An 18,997-nucleotide genomic window follows, 5' to 3' on the forward strand; every position below is an offset into this window, starting at 1 on the left:
GCCCGGGCACCACGCCAGCCGTCAGAACGCTTCCAGCGCCATGGCGTTGACGCCGGCCTCGCCGTGCACGATGGCCTCGCGCAGCCCCGGCACCCGGGTCAGGATGTGGTCGCCGTAGAAGCGTGCGGTGGTGACCTTGGCCTGCATGAAGGCCACGTCGTGGCCCGCGGCCAGCTCGCGCTCGGCCACCAACAGGGCGCGCGCCATCTGCCAGCCGGCCATGAGGTTGCCCGCCAGCATCAGGTAGTTGACGCTGCCGGCGTAGGCGGCGTTGGGGCGGGCCTTGGCGCTGGCAGCGATGAATTCGACCACGTCCACGAAAGCCTGGCGCGCGGCCTGCAGGCGCTGGGCCATGGCCAGAGCGTGTGTGCTGCCGCTGGCGCGCAGTTCGGCTTCGGTGGCTTCGATCTGGCGGGCCAGGGCCTGGGCGCCCTGCCCGCCGTCGCGCGCGGTCTTGCGCCCGACCAGGTCGTTGGCCTGGATGGCGGTGGTGCCTTCGTAGATGGTGAGGATCTTGGCGTCGCGGTAGTACTGGGCAGCGCCGGTTTCTTCGATGAAGCCCATGCCACCGTGGACTTGCACGCCCAGGCTGGTGACTTCGAGGCTCATTTCGGTGCTGTAGCCTTTGACCAGGGGCACCATGAATTCGTAGAAGGCCTGGTTCTGGGCACGGGTCTCGGCGTCGGGGTGGTGGTGGGCGGCGTCGTAGGCGGCGGCAGCGACGCTGGCCATGGCGCGGCAGCCTTCGGTGAGCGCGCGCATGGTCATGAGCATGCGCTTGACGTCGGGGTGGTGGATGATGGGCGCGGCGGTGTTGAGCGAGCCATCGACCGGGCGGCTTTGCACGCGGTCGCGGGCGTACTGCACGGCTTTTTGGTAGGCGCGTTCGGCCACGGCGATGCCCTGGACGCCGACGGCGTAGCGGGCGGAGTTCATCATGATGAACATGTACTCGAGGCCGCGGTTTTCCTGGCCGACGAGGTGGCCGATGGCGCCGCCGTGGTCGCCGAACTGGAGCACGGCGGTGGGGCTGGCCTTGATGCCCATCTTGTGTTCGATGCTGACGCAGTGGACGTCGTTGCGCGCGCCCAGGCTGCCGTCGGCGTTGACGAGGAACTTGGGCACGAGAAAGAGGCTGATGCCTTTGACGCCTTCGGGGGCGCCTTGCACGCGGGCGAGCACGAGGTGGACGATGTTGTCGGCCATGTCGTGTTCACCGTAGGTGATGAAGATTTTGGTGCCGAAGAGCTTGTAGCTGCCGTCGGGCTGGGGTTCGGCGCGGGTGCGCACCAGCGAGAGGTCGGAGCCGGCCTGCGGCTCGGTCAGGTTCATGGTGCCGGTCCACTCGCCCGAGATCATGCGGGGCAGGTACTGGGCTTTCTGCTCGTCGCTGCCGGCGGTGAGCAAGGCTTCGATGGCGCCGTCGGTGAGCAAGGGGCACAGCGCGAAGCTCAGGTTGGCGCTGTTGAGGATTTCGCCACAGGCCGCGCCGATGGTTTTGGGCAGGCCCTGACCGCCAAAGTCCACCGGATGCTGCAGGCCCTGCCAGCCGCCTTCGGCGTACTGCTTGAAGGCCTGCTTGAAACCCGGGGTGGTGGTGACCACGCCGTCTTTGAGCGACGACGGGTTCTTGTCGCCCTCCCAGTTCAGGGGCGCCACCACGTCTTCGTTGAGCTTGGCACACTCTTCCAGCACCGCCTGGGCGGTGTCCAGGCCGGCGTCCTCGAACGCGGGCAGCTGCGCCACCTGTTCCAGGTTGGCCAGGTGCTGCATGCCGAACAGCATGTCTTTGAGGGGGGCTTTGTAGGTCATGAAACTGTTTCCTGTCGACTGGGGGACCACCGTGTCACCTCGCCCGCCCGGCCGCTGCCGGGTGACCGCACCGCACACGGATACAAAAAGGGCATCGCGAACGATGCCCTGGCTCACGCGCTCTGGCTCAGAGCGTCTTGACCAACTCCGGCACGGCGGCGAACAGGTCCGCCTCCAGCCCGTAGTCGGCCACCGAGAAGATCGGCGCCTCGGGGTCTTTGTTGATCGCCACGATCACCTTGGAGTCCTTCATGCCGGCCAGGTGCTGGATCGCCCCGGAGATGCCCGCGGCGATGTAGAGCTGCGGCGCGACGATCTTGCCGGTCTGGCCGACCTGCAAGTCGTTGGGGGCGTAGCCGGCGTCCACCGCGGCGCGGCTGGCACCGATGGCGGCGCCCAGCTTGTCGGCCAGCGGGGTCATGACCTGGTTGAACTGCTCGCTGCTGCCCAGCGCGCGGCCACCGGAGACGATGATCTTGGCGGCGGTCAGCTCCGGGCGCTCGCTCTTGGCGATCTCGCTCTTGACGAAGCGGCTCTGGCCGGCGTCGGCCACAGCGGCCACGCTCTCGACGGTGGCGCTGCCACCCAGGGCGGCGGCGTCGAAGCCGGTGCTGCGCACGGTGATGACCTTGACCGCATCACCGCTTTGCACGGTGGCGATGGCGTTGCCGGCGTAGATCGGGCGCTCGAAGGTGTCGGCGCTCACCACCCGGGTGATGTCGCTGATCTGGGCGACGTCGAGCTTGGCGGCCACGCGCGGAGCCACGTTCTTGCCGCCGGCGGTGGCGGGGAACAGGATGTGGCTGTAGTTGCTGGCGATGGCCAGCACCTGCGCGGCGACGTGCTCGGCCAGGCCGTGGGCCAGGCTCTCGCCGTCGGCGTGGAGGACTTTGGCGACGCCGGCGATCTGGGCGGCGGCTTGCGCGGCGGCGCCAGCCTGGTGGCCGGCGACCAGCACGTGCACCTCACCGCCCAGTTGGGCGGCGGCGGTGACGGTGTTGAGGGTGGCGCCCTTGAGGCTGGCGTGGTCGTGTTCGGCAATGACGAGGGTGGTCATGACGGGAATTCCTTGGTACCTGGGGTGAACGGCGGGGCGGCGGTGGGGCTTCAGAGCACCTTGGCTTCGTTCTTGAGCTTGTCGACCAGGGTGGCGACGTCGGCCACCTTGATGCCGGCTTTGCGCCCGGCGGGCTCGGCCACTTTCAGGGTTTTCAGGCGCGGGGCCACGTCCACACCGAGATCTTCGGGCTTGACGGCTTCCAGCGGCTTTTTCTTGGCCTTCATGATGTTGGGCAGCGTCACGTAGCGCGGCTCGTTCAGGCGCAGGTCGGTGGTGACGATGGCGGGCAGGTTCACGCTCAGGGTCTCCAGGCCGCCGTCGATCTCGCGGGTGACTTCGGCGCTGCTGCCGGACACTTCCACCTTGGAGGCGAAGGTGGCCTGCGGCAGGTCGGTCAGCGCGGCGAGCATCTGGCCGGTCTGGTTGGCGTCGTCGTCGATGGCCTGTTTGCCCAGGATCACCAGGCCGGGCTGTTCCTTGGCCACCAGGGCGGCGAGCAGCTTGGCCACGGCCAGGGGCTGCAGTTCGGCGTCGGTTTCCACATGGATGGCACGGTCGGCACCGATGGCCATGGCGGTGCGCAGGGTTTCCTGGCACTGGGCCACGCCGCAGGAAACGGCGATGACCTCGGTGGCCGCGCCCTTTTCTTTCAGGCGCACGGCTTCTTCGACCGCGATCTCGTCGAAGGGGTTCATGCTCATCTTGACGTTCGCAATGTCCACGCCCGACCCGTCGGCCTTGACGCGAACCTTCACGTTGTAGTCCACCACGCGCTTGACGGGGACGAGGATTTTCATGCCATGCTCCTGAAATGTTTGAGGCGTCGACAAATTGACGTTTACGTAAACGTCAACATTGTACGTGGAAAAAAACGAACGACCGTTCTTTTTTGTGCATTATAGCGGGGTGTCCGGGTAAACCACAACGAAACGGTCTATTGGTTATTTTATATAACTATTAGCCGAAGCCAGCCCCTCCGGGAGCGGGGGCGCCGCCGGCAGGTGCAGCACCCGCTGCGGGAAGGGAATCTCGACGCCATGGGCACGGAAAGATGCCAGGATGGTCTTGTTGATGTCGGACCGCAGGCCCAGCTGGCCGTTTTCGGGGTCGGCGATCCAGTAGCCCAGGGTGAACTCCAGGCCATCGGGGCCGAACGCCGACATGGCGGCGCTGGGGGCCGGGTCGCGCAACACCCGCGGCTGGCTCAGCGCGGCCTCGGTGAGCAGGCGACTGACCAGTTCCACATCGCTGCTGTAGGACACCCCCACCACGGTGGACTGCCACAGGCGCGGGTCGGCCAGCGACAGGTTTTCCACCCGGCTGGTGATGAGGATTTCATTGGGCACGATGGACTCGCGCCCGGTGAGGTTGCGGATGACGGTGAAGCGCGCCTTGATGTCGGTGACGCGGCCCTCGAAGTTGTCGACACGCACCAGGTCGCCGATGCGCATGCTGCGCTCGGTGAGGATGACGAAACCGCTGACGTAGTTGGCGGCCAGTTTCTGCAGGCCAAAACCGATGCCGACACCGATGGCGCCGCCCAGCACCGACAGGGCGCTGAGGTCGATGCCGACCGAGGACAGGGCCAGCATCAGGCCCACGAACATGAGCAGCGCGCGGGTGGCGTTGCTGGCCGCCTTGCGCAGCGACAGTTCGCCCCCCACGGCCGAGCGCAGCAGCCGCGATTCGATGGCCGCCGACACCCACAGGGACACCAGCAGCACCGCACCGGCGGTCAGCGCGCCCTCCAGCAGGGTGCGCACCGTCATGGTGGTGCCGCCGAGCTTCCAGGAGATCTGGTCGAGTTCGTTGAGCATGACCGGCAGCAGGCCCGACACCCACAGCACCATGCCCAGCCAGGCCACCCAGGAAATGCTGCGCTCGATCGGGCGCAGCCAGGGGGCGTCGCGAAAGGCCACCTGCAGCACCTTCACCCCCACGCGGATGGTGACCAGCGACACCAGCACCGGGATGGCCACCCGGAACACCGCCAGCTCCTGGTACTGGACCAGCAAGGAACGGCCGGCGTAGCCCAGGGCCAGCAGCAGGGCCGGGAACAGCACCCCGTCGAACAGGTTGCGACCGAACCAGATGGAGGCGCCGTGGTCCAGCTCCAAGCCGCGGCGCAGCAGCCAGACCAGCAGCAGCGCCAGCAACACACAGCCGGCCAGCACGGCCAGTTCGATCAGGGCGGCGGGCTGCAGCATGGCGGCCAGCCATTGGGAAAAATCGCTCAGGGGTACCGGGGGTGTCGTCTCAGGGGTCATGTCGTTCAGGGGCGCCAGGCGGGGGCGCGTTTGTCGATGAAGGCTTGCACGCCTTCCTGGGCCACCTCGTGGACCATGTTGCAGGCCATGGTCTGGCCGGCGAGCTGGTAGGCGGCTTCGATGCCGGTTTCGCGGTGCTGGTAGAACACGGCCTTGCCCATGGCAATCGCCTCGCGCGGTTTGGCCAGAATGGCGGCCAACAGGCGTTCCACCTCGGTGTCCAGCCGCTCGGCCGGCACCACCCGGTTCACCAGGCCACGCTGTTGGGCTTCGGCGGCGCCAATAAATTCCCCGGTCAGCAGCATTTCCATGGCCACCTTGGCCGGCACGTTGCGCACCAGCGGCACGCTGGGGGTGGCGCAGAACAGGCCGACGTCGATGCCGTTGACCCCGAACCGGGCATCGTCCACCGCCACGGCCAGGTCGCACTGCGCCACCAGCTGGCAGCCGGCCGCGGTGGCCAGGCCCTGCACCCGGGCAATCACCGGCACCGGCAGGCGCTGGATCTGCAGCATCATGCGCGAACACTGGGCGAACAGCTGCTGGTAGTAGTCCAGCGTGGGGTGGGCCTTCATTTCCTTGAGGTTGTGGCCGGCGCAAAAGGCCTTGCCGGCCGCACCCAGCACCACCACGCGGGCCTGCGGGTCTTGCGCCACCTGTTCCAGCGCGGCGGACAGCGCGGCCAGCATGGCCTCGCTCAGGGCGTTGAAGGCCTTGGGGGTGTTCAGGGTCAGGGTGTGCACGCCACGCGGGTCGCGGCTGTGCAGCAGGATGGCTTCGTCGCTCATGCCAAGGCTCCGTGAAAAAAGGTCAGACGTCGGCGAGCACGCGGAGGTGGGCTTCCACGCTGCGCGCCAGGGCGCTGAGGTTGTAGCCACCCTCCAGCACGCTGACGATGCGCCCCTGGGCATGGCGCTGGGCCACCTGCTTGATCTGCTGGGTGATCCAGACGTAGTCCTGCTCCACCAGACCGAGCTGGCCCATGTCGTCCTCGCGGTGCGCATCGAAGCCGGCGCTGATGAAGACCATTTCTGGCCGGTGCGCCTCCAGCCGGGGCAACCAGGTCATGTCGATCAGCTCGCGGATGTCCATGCCCTTGGTGTAGGCCGACACCGGCATGTTCACCAGGTTGGCCGCGCCGGAGTGGTTCCACTCGGGGTAGAACGGGTGCTGGTAGAAGCTGCACATGAGGATGCGGTCGTCCCCGGCGACGATGTCTTCGGTGCCGTTGCCGTGGTGCACATCGAAGTCGATGATGGCCACGCGCTGCAGGCCGTGGCGCTCGACCGCGTACTTGGCCGCCACCGCCACGTTGTTGAAAAAGCAAAAGCCCATGGCCTTGTCGCGGCAGGCGTGGTGGCCGGGTGGGCGCACCGCGCAGAAGGCGTTTTCCAGCTCGCCGGCCAGCACCGCGTCGGTGGCGTTGAGCGCGGCCCCGGCCGACAGCAGCGCCGCCTCCCAGGTGTGCAGGTTGATGGAGGTGTCTGGGTCGAGCTGGGCGTGGCTGGGGCCGCCGGCGGCGATTTCTTCGCGCAGCTCGTCGTGCAGCCCGCGCAGCGCCGCCACGTGCATGCGGCCGTGGGCCAGCTCCAGTTCGGCGACCGACGCGGGGGTCGGTTCGCGCCGCTCCAGCGCGTCGCCGACGCCGGTGATCAGCAGCCGGTCCTCGATCGCGCTGAGGCGTTCGGGGCACTCCGGGTGACCGGCCCCCATTTCATGCTTCCAGCACACCGGGTGGGTGTAATAGCCTGTGGGTTTCATAGCTGTCGTTTTCCGGTATCGTCAGGGGGTATGGACGCCCCCCAACAGACCATCTCCTCGTTGTTGCACCAGCTTACCACGGTCATCGTGGGCAAGGAGGCCCAGGTCCGCGACTGCGTGACCTGCCTGCTGGCCGGCGGCCACCTGCTGATCGAGGACGTGCCCGGCGTGGGTAAGACCACGCTGGCCCAGGCGCTGGCGCGCAGCTTTGGGCTGGGGTTTTCGCGGGTGCAGTTCACCTCCGACCTGATGCCCAGCGACCTGATGGGCGTGTCGGTGTACGAGCGCGAGCGCCAGGGCTTTGTCTTCCACCCCGGCCCGCTGTTCACCCAGGTGCTGCTGGCCGACGAGATCAACCGCGCCAGCCCCAAGACCCAGAGCGCGCTGCTGGAGGCGATGGAGGAGAAACAGGTGTCGGTCGAGGGCGAAACCCGCCCCCTGCCCCAACCTTTCTTCGTCATCGCCACGCAGAACCCGCACGAACAGCTCGGCACCCACCCCTTGCCCGAATCGCAACTGGACCGCTTTCTGATGCGCGTCCGGCTGGGCTACCCGGACCGCGGCGCCGAACGCGAACTGCTGCGCGGCCAGGACCGCCGCGCCCTGCTGGACGGCCTGCCGGCGGTGCTCCAGCCCGGGCAGTTGCAGGCGCTGCAGCAGGTGGTGCAGGCCGTGGCCGCCAGCGAGCCGGTGCTGAACTACCTGCAGGACCTGCTGGACGCCACCCGCGACGGGCGCTGGTTCGTGCAGGGCCTGAGCCCGCGGGCCGGGCTGGCCATCCTGCGGGCGGCCAAGGCCCGCGCCCTGGTGGACGGGCGGCGCTACGTGGCGCCCGACGACATCGCCGCCATCCTGCCGCAGACCGCCGCCCACCGGCTGGTGGCGGTGGGCGCGGCCGGGCGCGGCGCCGCCGAGCAGGTGCGTGCCATGGTGGCGGCCACGCCGCTGCCCTGACGGCCACGGCGCCGCCCCGAACTTCCCCGCCCCAGCCGGCTCAGAGCGACATGCCCACCCCTGCCCCCGCTTCCCCGCCCTCCCGGTGGCGCCGTGGCCGCTGGCGGGCGACCTGGCACGGGTGGTGGCTGCGGCGGCAGACCCCGACGGCCCACCTGACGCTGACCCACCGCAACCTCTACATCCTGCCCACCCGCGCCGGGCTGATGCTGGGGCTGACCCTGTTGCTGCTGCTGGTGGGCAGCATCAACTACCAGCTGAACCTGGGCTATTTGCTGACCTTTCTGCTGGCCGGCTGCGCGGTGGTGGCCCTGCACGTGACCCACAACAACCTGCGCGGGCTGCGCCTGTCGGTGCACGGCCTGGAGCCGGTGTTCGCCGGCCAGGCGGCGCCGGTGCAACTGGTGCTGCACAACCCCGGCACGCGACACCGCTACGGCGTGGGGCTGGCTTGGCTGGACCCTGGCGCCGCCGACGCGTCGGTCTGGGCCGATGTGCCGCCCCAGGCCAGCGCCACCGTGCAGCTGAGCCACCCCACCCAGCGGCGAGGCCCCCTGCCCCTGCCCGCGCTGCGGGTGGAAACCCGCTTTCCCCTGGGCACCGTGAGCGCCTGGCACTGGTGGCGGCCGGCCGGCCGTTGGCTGGTGTACCCCGCCCCAGAAACGCCCGAGCCCGCCCTGCCCCGTCCCGACGGACCAGCGCCAGAGCAGCCCCCCAGCGCCCAGGGCGTGGGCCGCAGCGACGAGACCGATGGCGTGCGCCCACACCGGCGTGGCGACCCCTTGAAATGGGTGCTCTGGAAAAAAGTGGCGCGGCTGGCCGACGGCCCCCACCCGGCCTGGGTCAGCCGCGACTTTGCGCCCCCCAGCGGCACCGAACTGTGGCTGGACCACGCCCAGTGCGGCCTGAGCGACCCGGAAGCCCAGCGTTCGCGCCTGTGCGCCTGGGTCCTGCGGGCCGAGACCCTGGGCCTGCGCTACGGCCTGCGCCTGCCCGGTCTGGCCCTGCCGCCCGACCAGGGCCCAGCGCACCGACGCCGCTGCCTGGAGGCCCTGGCATGCCACTGAGCGTCCCACGCTTCGCCCCCTTGCCGCGCGACGCGCGCGACACCCTGTTTCTGTTGGGGGTGATCGGCTGGATCGTGCTGCTGCAAAGCCCCCACCTGCCCGCCTGGTGCACCGGCCTGACGCTGGCGGTGCTGGCCTGGCGCGGCACCCTGGCCCTGCGCCAGCGCGCGTTGCCGGGCTGGCCCTGGCGGCTCGGGGTGCTGTTGCTGGCCATGGGCGGCGTCTGGGCCAGCCACCGCACCCTGCTCGGCCAGGAGGCCGGGGTGACGATGATCGTGCTGCTGCTGGCGCTCAAAACGCTGGAGTTGCGCGCCCGGCGCGACGCCTTCGTCGTCTTCTTCCTCGGCTTCTTCACCCTGCTCACGCACTTTTTCCATTCCCAGTCGCTGTCCACGGCGCTGGGCATCCTGGTCGCGCTGCTGGGGCTGCTGACGGCGCTGGTCAACGCCCACATGCCGGTGGGGCGGCCGCCGCTGTGGCGCAGCGTGCGGCTGGCCGGCGGCATGGCGCTGCTGGGGGCGCCCATCATGCTGGTGCTGTTCATGCTGTTCCCGCGCTTCGCGCCGCTGTGGGGCATCCCGAACGACAGCACGCTGGGACGCACCGGCCTGTCGGGGCAGATGCAGGTGGGCCAGATCGCCCGGCTGGCGCAGGACGACCGCATCGCCCTGCGGGTCGAGTTCGAGCCCGGCCAGCGGCCAGCGCAACAGGCGCTGTACTTTCGCGGGCCGGTGCTGAGCCAGTTCGACGGCACCGAGTGGCGCCCGCGCCACGCCGACGCCAGCCGGCCGGTCCTGCCGGACAGCGGCCTGCAAACCACGGGCCCCGGTGTGCGCTACCGCCTGACGATGGAGCCCAGCAACCGCCCCTGGGTGCTGACGCTGGAGGCCACGCCCGAACTGCCCGTCCTGGCCGGCCAGACCCCGCGCCCGACGCCCGACCTGCAATGGCTGGTGCCGCGCCCGTTGACCGACGTGACCCGCTTCGACGCGGTCGCCTACCCGCAGCACCGCCACGGCCCGGCCCAGCGCGAACTGGCGCTGCAGGCCGACCTGGACCTGCCGCCCGGCTTCAACCCGCGCACCCTGCAATGGGCCCAGGACCTGCAGCGCCAGCTGGGCCCCGAGACCCCGGCCGCCACCTACGTCGACACCGTGCTGGAGCGGCTGCGCAGCGGCGGCTACCGCTACACGCTGGAGCCGGGCCTGTACGGCCGCCACACCGCCGACGAATTCTGGTTTGACCGCCAGCAGGGCTTTTGCGAGCACATCGCGTCCAGCTTCGTCATCCTGATGCGGGCGCTGGACATCCCGGCCCGGGTGGTGACGGGCTACCAGGGCGGGTCGCTGAACCCGGTGGACGGCGTCTGGACGGTGCGCCAGAGCGACGCCCACGCCTGGGCCGAGGTCTGGCTGGCCGAACGGGGCTGGACCCGCATCGACCCGACCGCCTACGTCATGCCGGCCCGGACCGACACGGTGGAGCGGCTGCGTCCGCCCCCCGGCCTGTTCATGGGCGCGCTCCTGCGCGCCAACCCCACGCTGCTGGCGCACCTGCGTTCGGTCTGGGAAGCCACCAACAACCGCTGGAACCAGTGGGTGCTGAACTACACCCAAAGCCGCCAGCTGGACCTGCTGCGCCGGCTGGGCTTCCCATCGCCCAGCTGGACCGACCTGGTGCAGCTGCTGGCCACGGCGCTGGTGCTGGCGGGCCTGGCCGGCGCAGGCTGGACCTGGTGGGAGCGGCGCCGGCAAGACCCCTGGCTGGCGCTGCTGCAACAAGCCCGCCAGCGCCTGCAACGGCACGGCCTGGCGCTGCCGCCGCACGCCACCCCACGCCAACTGGCCCAGGCCTTGGCCGCGTTGGGTGGGGACGTGCCGGGCGCTTCGGCCCTGACCGCCCAGGCCTGGCAAGACTGGTTGCTGGACCTGGAGGCCTGGCGCTACGACCCGGCCCACGCCGCACCAGCCACATCCCTGCCCGCGCTGCGCACCCGCTGGCGCCAACTGCCCGCCTTGCCGCCCTTGTCCACCCCTGCCTCACCCCATGTCCGCCCCTCGGCCTCCTGAACCCGCTCCCTCCACCCCTGTGTCCACCGCCACCCACTGGAAGCCACGGGCCACTGCACCGCGCCTGGCCAGCACCGTCCTGAACCCGCCACGCTGGCACGCCGCCCTGCTGGCCACTTGCCTGGCGGCGGGCAGCGCCGTGGCCCAACCCGCCAGCCCCACCCGCCCAGCCGCCGCGCGCAGCGCCCCGTCCAGTGCACCGGCCTTCAGCTACCAGAGCCACGCCGCCGCCCTGGCCTACGCCGACGAACTGGACCGCCGCCAGGGCTGGGACGACGGCTGGGCCCGGCGCTGGCTGGCCCAGGCCGAGCGCAAGCCGCAGGTGGTCCGGCTCATCGCGCCCCCGCCCAGCGGCACCCCCAAGAACTGGGCCGCCTACCGCAGCCGTTTCGTCGAGCCGGTGCGGCTGCAGGCCGGCCAGCGCTTCTGGCGCCAGCACGCCGACACCCTGGCCCGCGCCGAGGCCACCTACGGCGTGCCGGCCTGGCTGGTCGTCGGCATCATCGGTGTGGAAACCCTGTACGGCCAGCACACCGGTAACTTCCGCGTGCTGGACGCGCTGGCCACCCTCGCGTTCGACTTCCCGGCCGAACACCCGCGCGCCGCCCAGCGCACCGAGTACTTCCGCAGCGAACTGGCCGCCTTCCTGGACATGGCCCGCCGCAGCGGCGTCGCGCCGACCGAGTGGCGCGGCAGCTACGCCGGGGCCATGGGCCTGCCGCAATTCATGCCCAGCAACTGGGAACGGTTCGGGGTGGATTTCGACGGCGACGGCCGCATCGACCTGCTGCGCAGCCCCAGCGACGCGATCGGCTCCGTCGCCCGCTACCTGCAGGCTTACGGCTGGCAACCCGGCATGCCAACGCACTACCCGGTCGGCTTCGACGCCGCCAGCCTGGACCTCGAAGCCCTGCTGCTGCCCGACATCCTGCCCACCTTCAGCCCGGACGCCCTGCACCGCCAGGGCGCGCGCTTCGACGCCGCGGTGCAGGCCCACCCCGGCCCGCTGGCCCTGGTGGAACTGGAAAACGGCGACGCCCCGCGCAGCTACGTGCTGGGCACCGAAAACTTCTACGCCATCACCCGCTACAACTGGAGCAGCTACTACGCGATGGCGGTGATCGAACTGGGCCAGGCGGTGCAGGCCTTGGTGGTGCGCTGAACGCGCCCAAAGGCACCAGCCTGGTGCATCCACACCCCAAACCGGACGCCGCCGCACCAAGCGCGATCAGGGCGCGTGAACCGGCACCAAAAAGTTCTGGCTGATGCGGTTGCCCAGCATGTTGACGCGGTCGAGGAACTGCGTCAGGAAGGCGTGCAAGCCGTTGGCCAGGATCTCGTCGATGCGACCGAACTGCAGCTCGGCGCGCAACCTGCCGGCGTGGCGCTCGGTTTCGGCCGAGGTCTCGTTGCTCACCGCGCTCAGGTTGTTCACCACCTCGTTCATGCAGGCCAGCAAGCTGCGCGGCATGTCCGGGCGCAGGATCATCAGCTCGGCCACCCGTTCTGGCGTGATCACCGCGCGGTACACCTTGCGGTAGACCTCGAAGGCGCTGACGCTGCGCAGGATGGCGCTCCAGTGGTAAAAGTCCAGCTCCTGGTCGGACTCGTTGGCGGCGCCGTAAAAGTCGCTCTCCACCGCGTGGAACTTGACGTCGATCAGGCGCGCGGTGTTGTCGGCCCGCTCCAAGAAGGTGCCCATGCGGTAGAAGTGGAAGGCCTCGTCCTGCAACATGGTGCCGATGGCCACCCCGCGCGAGAGGTGCGAGCGGAACTTGACCCACTCGAAGAACTCGCCCGGGTCTTTCTCGAACGCCTTGGCCTTGAGCAGGCGCTGCAGCTCCAGCCAGGTCTGGTTCTGGGTTTCCCAGAGTTCGGTGGTCAGCGCACCCCGCACGGCGCGGGCGTTTTCGCGGGCGGCACGCAGGCAGCTGACGATGCTCGACGGGTTGCTCTCGTCGCGCACCATGAAGTGCAGCACGTCTTTCGGCGTGATTTCGCCGTACTGGTACTGGTAGGCGGGCATCAGCTCGCTGATGCGCAGCAGCCCCTCCCAGCCCACCTGGGCCACGCCGGCCGATTGCGGCAACAGCGAAGTCTGGTAGTTCACGTCCAGAATGCGGGCGGTGTTTTCGGCGCGCTCGGTGTAGCGCGACATCCAGAACAAATGGTCGGCGGTTCTTGACAGCATTGTGTGTGTCCCCTCAGGCTTCCAGAATCCAGGTGTCTTTGGTGCCGCCGCCCTGCGACGAGTTGACGACGAGCGAGCCTTCCTTCAAGGCGACGCGGGTCAGGCCGCCGGGCACCATCTGCACGGTCTTGCCACTCAGCACAAAGGGGCGCAGGTCGATGTGGCGCGGCGCGATGCCGGACTCCACGTAGGTGGGGCAGGACGACAGGCTCAGCGTGGGCTGGGCGATGTAGCCCTCCGGGTTGGCCAGCACGGCCTGGCGGAAGGCCTCGATCTCGGCGGCGGTGGCCGCCGGCCCGACCAGCATGCCGTAGCCGCCGGCGCCATGCACCTCCTTGACCACCAGTTCCTTCAGGTTGGCCAGGATGTATTTCAGGTCGTCGGGCTTGCGGCCGAGGAAGGTGGGCACGTTCTTCAGGATGGGTTTTTCGCCCAGGTAGAACTCGACCATCTGCGGCACGTAGGGGTAGATGGACTTGTCGTCCGCCACGCCGGTGCCGATGGCGTTGCACAGCGTCACGTTGCCGCGGCGGTACACGTCCAGCAGGCCCGCACACCCCAGGGTGGAGGTGGGCCGGAAGGCCAGCGGGTCCAGGAAGTCGTCGTCCACCCGGCGGTAGATCACGTCCACCCGTTTGGGGCCGCGCGTGGTGCGCATGTAAACGAAGTGGTCCTTGACGAACAGGTCCTGGCCCTCGACCAGTTCCACGCCCATCTGCTGCGCCAGGAAGGCGTGCTCGAAGTAGGCGCTGTTGTACATGCCGGGGGTCAGCACCACCACCGTCGGCTCGGCGGTGTGGGCGGGGCTGACGGCGCGCAGGGTTTCCAGCAGCAGGTCGGGGTAATGCGCCACCGGGGCCACCCGGTTCTGGCTGAACAGCTCGGGGAAGAGCCGCATCATCATCTTGCGGTCTTCCAGCATGTAGCTCACACCGCTGGGCACGCGCAGGTTGTCTTCCAGCACGTAGTACTCGGCCTCGCCGCTGCCGCCGGGCACCGGGGCGCGCACGATGTCCACCCCCGCGATGTGCGAGTACACCCCGCCGGGCACGTCCACGCCCACCATCTCGGGGCGGAACTGGGCGTTGCGCTCGATCTGCTCGCGCGGCACGATGCCGGCTTTGATGATGTCCTGGTCGTGGTAAATGTCGTGGATGAAGCGGTTGAGCGCCGTGACGCGCTGGGCCAGCCCCTTTTCCATGGAGCGCCATTCGTGCGCGGGGATGATGCGCGGGATCAGGTCGAAGGGGATGAGGCGTTCGGTGCCGGCGCCGTCCTCGTCCTTGTCGCCATAGACGGCGAAGGTGATGCCGACGCGGCGAAAGATCATCTCGGCCTCTTCGCGCCGGTCGGCCATCACGTCGGCGGGCTGCTGGGCGAGCCAGCGGGCGTACTGGCGGTAGTGGTCGCGCACCTGTTCGGGCGCCGCGTACATTTCGTCAAAGGTGTGTTTGCTCATGGATGCTCTTTGGTGTAGGCGCCTGTGTCTGCTTGCCGAAGGGCTTTAAGCAAGGAGCGGGCCAGGCCATCTTGGGGTGTGCACACCGGGTCAGTATGCGTCAGTTCGGGTCGGGGCCGTTGGCGGCCGGGGCGCCTGCGCGGGGCGTGTGCCAGTAGCGCCGGGCGGTGTCGCGGTGGCAGTCGATGCGCTGCGGTTCGGTGCTGCGCCAAGTGGCGGCGCCACAGCGCGGGCTGGCCACCCAGCGCAGCGGCCGGGCCTGCAGGCGCCGCACCACCACCGGCGCGGGGTGGCCGTAGCGGTTGCGGTGGCCGGCCTGCACCACCACCACGGCCGGGCGCAGGGTGTTGAGCCAGACCGGCCCTGTGGAGGTCTGGCTGCCGTGGTGGGCGGCCAGCAGGAGCTGGGTGCGCAGTTCGGGCCGCTCCAGCGCGAGCCGGGTTTCCTCGGCCAGGGTGATGTCGCCGGTCAGCAGCGCACCGCCATCGCCACCGATGCGCAGCACGCAGGAGCGGGCGTTTTCGGACAGGCCCGCGGCATGGTCGGCGGGACGCGGGTGCAGCACCTCGAAGCGCACGCCGTCCCAGTCCCAGTGTTCGCCGGCCAGGCACGGCCGGGCCCGCACCGCGTCCAGCGGCGGCTCGGCGCCTGGCCCACCCAAGGGCCACGACGCCCACCAGACCGCCCTGGGGTGGGCCCGGGCCACGCTGGCCGCGCCACTGGCGTGGTCGCTGTCGGCGTGGCTGACCATGACGGCGTCGAGCCGGTCGCCGCCGGCGCGCAACAAGGGCAGCAACACCCGCTCGGCGGCGTTGGTGGACGCGCCCAGGGGCGGCCCGGTGTCGTAGAGCAGGGTGTGGCGTGCGGTGCGCACCAGCACGGCGGTGCCCTGGCCCACGTCGGGCGCCACCACCTCGAAGGTGCCGTGCGCTGGCCGAGGCGGGGCGTACACCAGCGCCGGCCACAGCAGCAACAGCCCCCAACCGCGCCAGGCCCAGGGCAGGCGCAGCACCAGCAGCACACCGCCCAGCGCCGCCAGCATGGCCAGCCCGAGGGGCAGGGCCGGCCGCTCCAACGTCGCGCCCGGCACCTGGGCCAGGGCGTGCAGACACCACAACAGGGCATCCACCGCCCAGGCGCCCGGGGTCCACAACAGGGGCCAGACCGCCCCCAGCATGGCCAGCGGGGTGACGAGCAGCGTCACCCACGGAATGGCAAACAGGTTGGCCACCAGCCCGATCAGCGAGAACTGGCCGAACAGCATCAGCGTCAGCGGCGCCAGCGCGACGGTGACCACCGCCTGGGTCTGCAGCATCTCGCGCCCCTGCCGCGCCAGGGCGCTGCCACCGGGGGCCGGCGCCTGGGGCCAGGCGGTGGCGAACAGCACCCCCACGGCGACGAAGCTCAGCCAGAAACCGGGTTGCAGCAGGGCCCAGGGGTCGATCCAGACCAACGCGTTCATGGCCAGCAACCACACCACCGGCCAGGGCCAGCGCCGCCCGCTCAGGCGCAGGGCGGTGACGGCCGCCAGCATCAGCACCGTGCGCTGCGACGGCACCCCCCAGCCGGAAAAGGCCGCGTACAGGGCCGCCAGCACCACCCCGCCCACGCCCGCCACCATGGGCGTGGGCGCGGCCAGCAGCAGCCCGGGGCGCCAGCGCCCCAGCCAGCGCCAGGCCAAGCCCAGGGTCCACACGGCCAGCCAGGCGAACATGGTGACGTGCACCCCCGACACCGACACCAGGTGGGCAATGCCCGTGGTGCGGAAGACGGCCCAGTCGTCCGGGCCGATGGAGGCCTGGTCGCCGGCCAGCAAGGCCACCAGCAGCCCGGCCGAGCGCGGATCGTCGACCTGCGCCCACAGGCGGTCGCGCACCCGCTGGCGCGCCTGCTGCACCGGGTAGCGCCAGGTGTGCTCCAGCAGGGCCGGCGCTGGCGCGTCCCGCCCGCGCCGGACGTGGCCGGTGGCCCGCAGCCCCCGCTCCCAGAGCCAGAGTTCGGTGTCGAAACCGTGGGGGTTGGCCAGGCCGTGCGGGCGGTACAGCCGCACCGTGAGGCGCCAGCGCTCACCGGCCCGCACCGCCGGCAAGGCGGCGCCGTCGCGCCCGGCCACAGACCCGGCAGGCGGTCCAGCGGCCAACCACGACAGGCGGACCGAGGCCGGCACCGCCACCGGCGCGCCGGCCAGCCGGGCCGATGCGATGTCGAATTCGAACTGCACCCCGGTGTCGCCCTGGCGGGGCAAGCCGGCCACCACGCCTTCGACCACCAGGTCGCGCCCCTCCAAGGCCGGGGGCAACGCCCCCTGGGCGTACCCCAGGGCCCGGGCGCCGGTGGCGGCCCAGGCCAGGGCCAGCGCGGCGCACAAGGCCAGCGCCGCCGCCGCAACGGGGGCCATGCCGCGCCAGCGCGCGGCCACGGCGGCGGCCAGCAGCCCCAGCGCGGCCACGGCCGAGTGCGTGGCCCACCCGGGCAACTCGGCCCATTGCAGCTGCCAGGCGGCCCCGATCACCGCCCCCAGCAGGGCCGGTGCCAGCACACCCGGGCCGCGGTGCCACGGCAGCACCGTCAGCCCCCGGCAGACATCAAAACTGGCGCATTCCTTGCTAGGATGAACCCGACCACCTCTGTGTACCCACGGTCGTGCATTGTTTTTCCTCCCCTCGCCGCTCTGAAAGACCCACATGGCCATCCATGTCGCATTGAATCACATCACGCACTACCGGTACGACCGCCTCGTCAACCTGGCCCCGCACGTGGTGCGTCTGCGCCCGGCGCCGCACAGCCGCACCAAAGTCCTGTCGTATTCCCAGCGCATCGAGCCGGCCAACCACTTCATCAACTGGCAGCAGGACCCGTTCGCCAACTACCAGGCGCGGCTGGTGTTCCCCGAACCCATGCGCGAATTCAAGGTCACGGTGGACCTGGTGGTGGAAATGGCGGTGCACAACCCGTTCGACTTCTTCCTCGAACCCAGCGCCGAGCAGTTCCCCTTCGGCTACAGCGCCTCGCTGGCGGCAGAACTCGCGCCCTACCTGGTGAAAGAGCCGCTGACGCCGGAATTGGCGGCCTACCTGCAACGGGTGGACACGAAGCCGCAGCGCACCATCGACTTCCTGGTGGCCATCAACCAGCAGCTGCAGGGCGACATCGCCTACACCATCCGCCTGGAGCCCGGGGTGCAAACGCCCGAGGACACGCTGCGCAAAGGCAGCGGTTCCTGCCGCGACACCGGCTGGCTGCTGGTGCAGCTGCTGCGCCACCTGGGGCTGGCGGCGCGCTTCGTCTCGGGCTACCTGATCCAGCTCACGCCGGACGTGAAATCGGTCGACGGCCCCAACGGCCCCGAGGCCGACTTCACCGACCTGCACGCCTGGTGCGAGGTGTTCCTGCCCGGCGCCGGCTGGATCGGGCTGGACCCGACCTCCGGCCTGCTCGCTGGCGAAGGCCACATCCCGCTGGCGTGCACGCCGCAGCCGTCGAGCGCCGCGCCCATCGACGGCGCCCTGGACGAGTGCGAGGTGTCGTTCGAGCACCACATGCAGGTCAGCCGCGTGTACGAATCGCCGCGCGTGACCAAGCCCTACACCGACGAGCAGTGGGCCGCCATCCAGGCCCTGGGCGAACGGGTGGACGCCGACCTGGTGGCCGGCGACGTGCGCCTGACCATGGGCGGCGAGCCGACCTACGTGGCCACGCGCGACCGCGACGCCGCCGAGTGGAACACCGACGCCCTGGGCCCGACCAAGCGCAGCTACGCCACCGAACTGTTGCACCGGCTGCGCCGCGAATACGGCGCCGGCGGCTTTGTGCACCTGGGCCAGGGCAAGTGGTACCCCGGCGAACAGCTGCCGCGCTGGGCGCTGTCGCTGTTCTGGCGCGCCGACGGGCAGACCCTGTGGCACAAGCCCGAGCTGTTCGCCGACGAGCGCGACACCGCCCACTACACCGACGCCGACGCCCAACGCTTCATCCAGACCCTGGCGCGCAAGCTCGGGCTGAGCACCCAGCACATCACCCCCGGCTACGAGGACACCTGGTACTACCTGTGGCGCGAACGCAAGCTGCCGGTCAACGTGGACCCGTTCGACGCCAAGTTGAGCGACGAGATGGAGCGGGTGCGCCTGCGCCGCGTTTTCGGCCAGGGGCTGGACGCCACGGTGGGCTACGTGCTGCCGCTGCAGGTGCACGCCGTGCCCGACGGCAGCCAGAAAGGCGTGCGCAACGGCTTTGGCAGCAGCTGGAGCACCGGCCCCTGGTTCTTCCGCGACGAGCGCATGTACCTCATCCCCGGCGACTCGCCCATGGGCTACCGCCTGCCGCTGGACTCCCTGCCCTGGGTTTCGGCCACCGACTA

Annotated in this window: 14 protein-coding genes; 5 read left to right on the forward strand and 9 right to left on the reverse strand. The window is 70.1% G+C overall.

Annotated elements, in window-relative coordinates:
- Positions 1 to 21: 21 nt before the first annotated feature.
- From HA630_RS19245 to HA630_RS19270, 6 genes are all read right to left on the reverse strand, one after another.
- Positions 22 to 1,812: an acyl-CoA dehydrogenase gene (locus HA630_RS19245; RefSeq protein WP_166836903.1), complete on the reverse strand. Its 1,791-nt coding sequence runs from the start codon at positions 1,810 to 1,812 to the stop codon at positions 22 to 24.
- 127 nt (positions 1,813 to 1,939) lie between these two features.
- A complete protein-coding gene (locus tag HA630_RS19250) occupies positions 1,940 to 2,869 on the reverse strand; it encodes an electron transfer flavoprotein subunit alpha/FixB family protein (RefSeq protein ID WP_166836904.1) in 930 nt (309 codons plus the stop codon).
- A 50-nt stretch (positions 2,870 to 2,919) separates the two neighbouring features.
- The gene (locus HA630_RS19255; protein ID WP_166836905.1) at positions 2,920 to 3,669 is read right to left on the reverse strand and encodes an electron transfer flavoprotein subunit beta/FixA family protein; all 750 of its coding nucleotides are present in this window, start codon (positions 3,667 to 3,669) and stop codon (positions 2,920 to 2,922) included.
- 144 nt (positions 3,670 to 3,813) lie between these two features.
- On the reverse strand, positions 3,814 to 5,139 hold the full coding sequence (locus HA630_RS19260; protein ID WP_166836906.1) for a mechanosensitive ion channel family protein: 1,326 nt from the start codon (positions 5,137 to 5,139) through the stop codon (positions 3,814 to 3,816).
- 5 nt (positions 5,140 to 5,144) lie between these two features.
- On the reverse strand, positions 5,145 to 5,927 hold the full coding sequence (locus HA630_RS19265; protein WP_166836907.1) for an enoyl-CoA hydratase: 783 nt from the start codon (positions 5,925 to 5,927) through the stop codon (positions 5,145 to 5,147).
- Between the two features lie 22 nt (positions 5,928 to 5,949).
- Positions 5,950 to 6,900 (reverse strand): histone deacetylase family protein, encoded by a 951-nt coding sequence (locus HA630_RS19270; protein ID WP_166836908.1) that lies wholly within the window; start codon positions 6,898 to 6,900, stop codon positions 5,950 to 5,952.
- A 30-nt stretch (positions 6,901 to 6,930) separates the two neighbouring features.
- Here HA630_RS19270 and HA630_RS19275 point away from each other — a divergent pair, with 30 nt between their 5' ends.
- The 4 genes from HA630_RS19275 to mltB all read left to right on the forward strand — a co-directional run bounded on the left by HA630_RS19275 (position 6,931) and on the right by mltB (position 12,152).
- The gene (locus HA630_RS19275; protein WP_166836910.1) at positions 6,931 to 7,854 is read left to right on the forward strand and encodes a MoxR family ATPase; all 924 of its coding nucleotides are present in this window, start codon (positions 6,931 to 6,933) and stop codon (positions 7,852 to 7,854) included.
- Positions 7,855 to 7,904: 50 nt separating this feature from the next.
- Positions 7,905 to 8,921, forward strand: coding sequence for a DUF58 domain-containing protein (locus tag HA630_RS19280; protein WP_166836912.1), 1,017 nt, complete (start codon positions 7,905 to 7,907; stop codon positions 8,919 to 8,921).
- Positions 8,912 to 10,990, forward strand: coding sequence for a DUF3488 and transglutaminase-like domain-containing protein (locus tag HA630_RS19285; RefSeq protein WP_166836914.1), 2,079 nt, complete (start codon positions 8,912 to 8,914; stop codon positions 10,988 to 10,990). Before HA630_RS19280 ends, HA630_RS19285 begins: the two co-directional genes overlap by 10 nt.
- A gap of 79 nt (positions 10,991 to 11,069) precedes the next feature.
- Positions 11,070 to 12,152 (forward strand): lytic murein transglycosylase B, encoded by a 1,083-nt coding sequence (gene mltB / locus HA630_RS19290; protein WP_371809297.1) that lies wholly within the window; start codon positions 11,070 to 11,072, stop codon positions 12,150 to 12,152.
- Between the two features lie 66 nt (positions 12,153 to 12,218).
- Here the strand turns inward: mltB and HA630_RS19295 are convergent, their stop codons facing one another.
- The 3 genes from HA630_RS19295 to HA630_RS19305 all read right to left on the reverse strand — a co-directional run bounded on the left by HA630_RS19295 (position 12,219) and on the right by HA630_RS19305 (position 17,206).
- Complete coding sequence (locus HA630_RS19295; protein ID WP_166836918.1) at positions 12,219 to 13,181, reverse strand: alpha-E domain-containing protein; 963 nt, start codon at positions 13,179 to 13,181, stop codon at positions 12,219 to 12,221.
- A 13-nt stretch (positions 13,182 to 13,194) separates the two neighbouring features.
- Positions 13,195 to 14,640, reverse strand: a complete 1,446-nt coding sequence (locus tag HA630_RS19300) for a circularly permuted type 2 ATP-grasp protein (protein ID WP_166836920.1) — start codon at positions 14,638 to 14,640, stop codon at positions 13,195 to 13,197.
- Between the two features lie 100 nt (positions 14,641 to 14,740).
- A complete protein-coding gene (locus HA630_RS19305) occupies positions 14,741 to 17,206 on the reverse strand; it encodes a DNA internalization-related competence protein ComEC/Rec2 (RefSeq protein ID WP_371809296.1) in 2,466 nt (821 codons plus the stop codon).
- 118 nt (positions 17,207 to 17,324) lie between these two features.
- Here HA630_RS19305 and HA630_RS23830 point away from each other — a divergent pair.
- Positions 17,325 to 18,997 (forward strand): transglutaminase family protein (locus tag HA630_RS23830; RefSeq protein WP_243855539.1); only part of this gene is annotated, 1,673 nt, incomplete at its 3' end.

Source organism: Aquabacterium sp. A08, from assembly GCF_011742065.1.

Bases quoted from the DNA above. Each gene is read 5' to 3' on its own strand.
- HA630_RS19245 (WP_166836903.1), bottom strand. From the start codon at position 1,812: ATGACCTACAAAGCCCCCCTCAAAGACATGCTGTTCGGCATGCAGCAC.
- HA630_RS19250 (WP_166836904.1), bottom strand. From the start codon at position 2,869: ATGACCACCCTCGTCATTGCCGAACACGACCACGCCAGCCTCAAGGGC.
- HA630_RS19255 (WP_166836905.1), bottom strand. From the start codon at position 3,669: ATGAAAATCCTCGTCCCCGTCAAGCGCGTGGTGGACTACAACGTGAAG.
- HA630_RS19260 (WP_166836906.1), bottom strand. From the start codon at position 5,139: ATGACCCCTGAGACGACACCCCCGGTACCCCTGAGCGATTTTTCCCAA.
- HA630_RS19265 (WP_166836907.1), bottom strand. From the start codon at position 5,927: ATGAGCGACGAAGCCATCCTGCTGCACAGCCGCGACCCGCGTGGCGTG.
- HA630_RS19270 (WP_166836908.1), bottom strand. From the start codon at position 6,900: ATGAAACCCACAGGCTATTACACCCACCCGGTGTGCTGGAAGCATGAA.
- HA630_RS19275 (WP_166836910.1), top strand. From the start codon at position 6,931: ATGGACGCCCCCCAACAGACCATCTCCTCGTTGTTGCACCAGCTTACC.
- HA630_RS19280 (WP_166836912.1), top strand. From the start codon at position 7,905: ATGCCCACCCCTGCCCCCGCTTCCCCGCCCTCCCGGTGGCGCCGTGGC.
- HA630_RS19285 (WP_166836914.1), top strand. From the start codon at position 8,912: ATGCCACTGAGCGTCCCACGCTTCGCCCCCTTGCCGCGCGACGCGCGC.
- HA630_RS19295 (WP_166836918.1), bottom strand. From the start codon at position 13,181: ATGCTGTCAAGAACCGCCGACCATTTGTTCTGGATGTCGCGCTACACC.
- HA630_RS19300 (WP_166836920.1), bottom strand. From the start codon at position 14,640: ATGAGCAAACACACCTTTGACGAAATGTACGCGGCGCCCGAACAGGTG.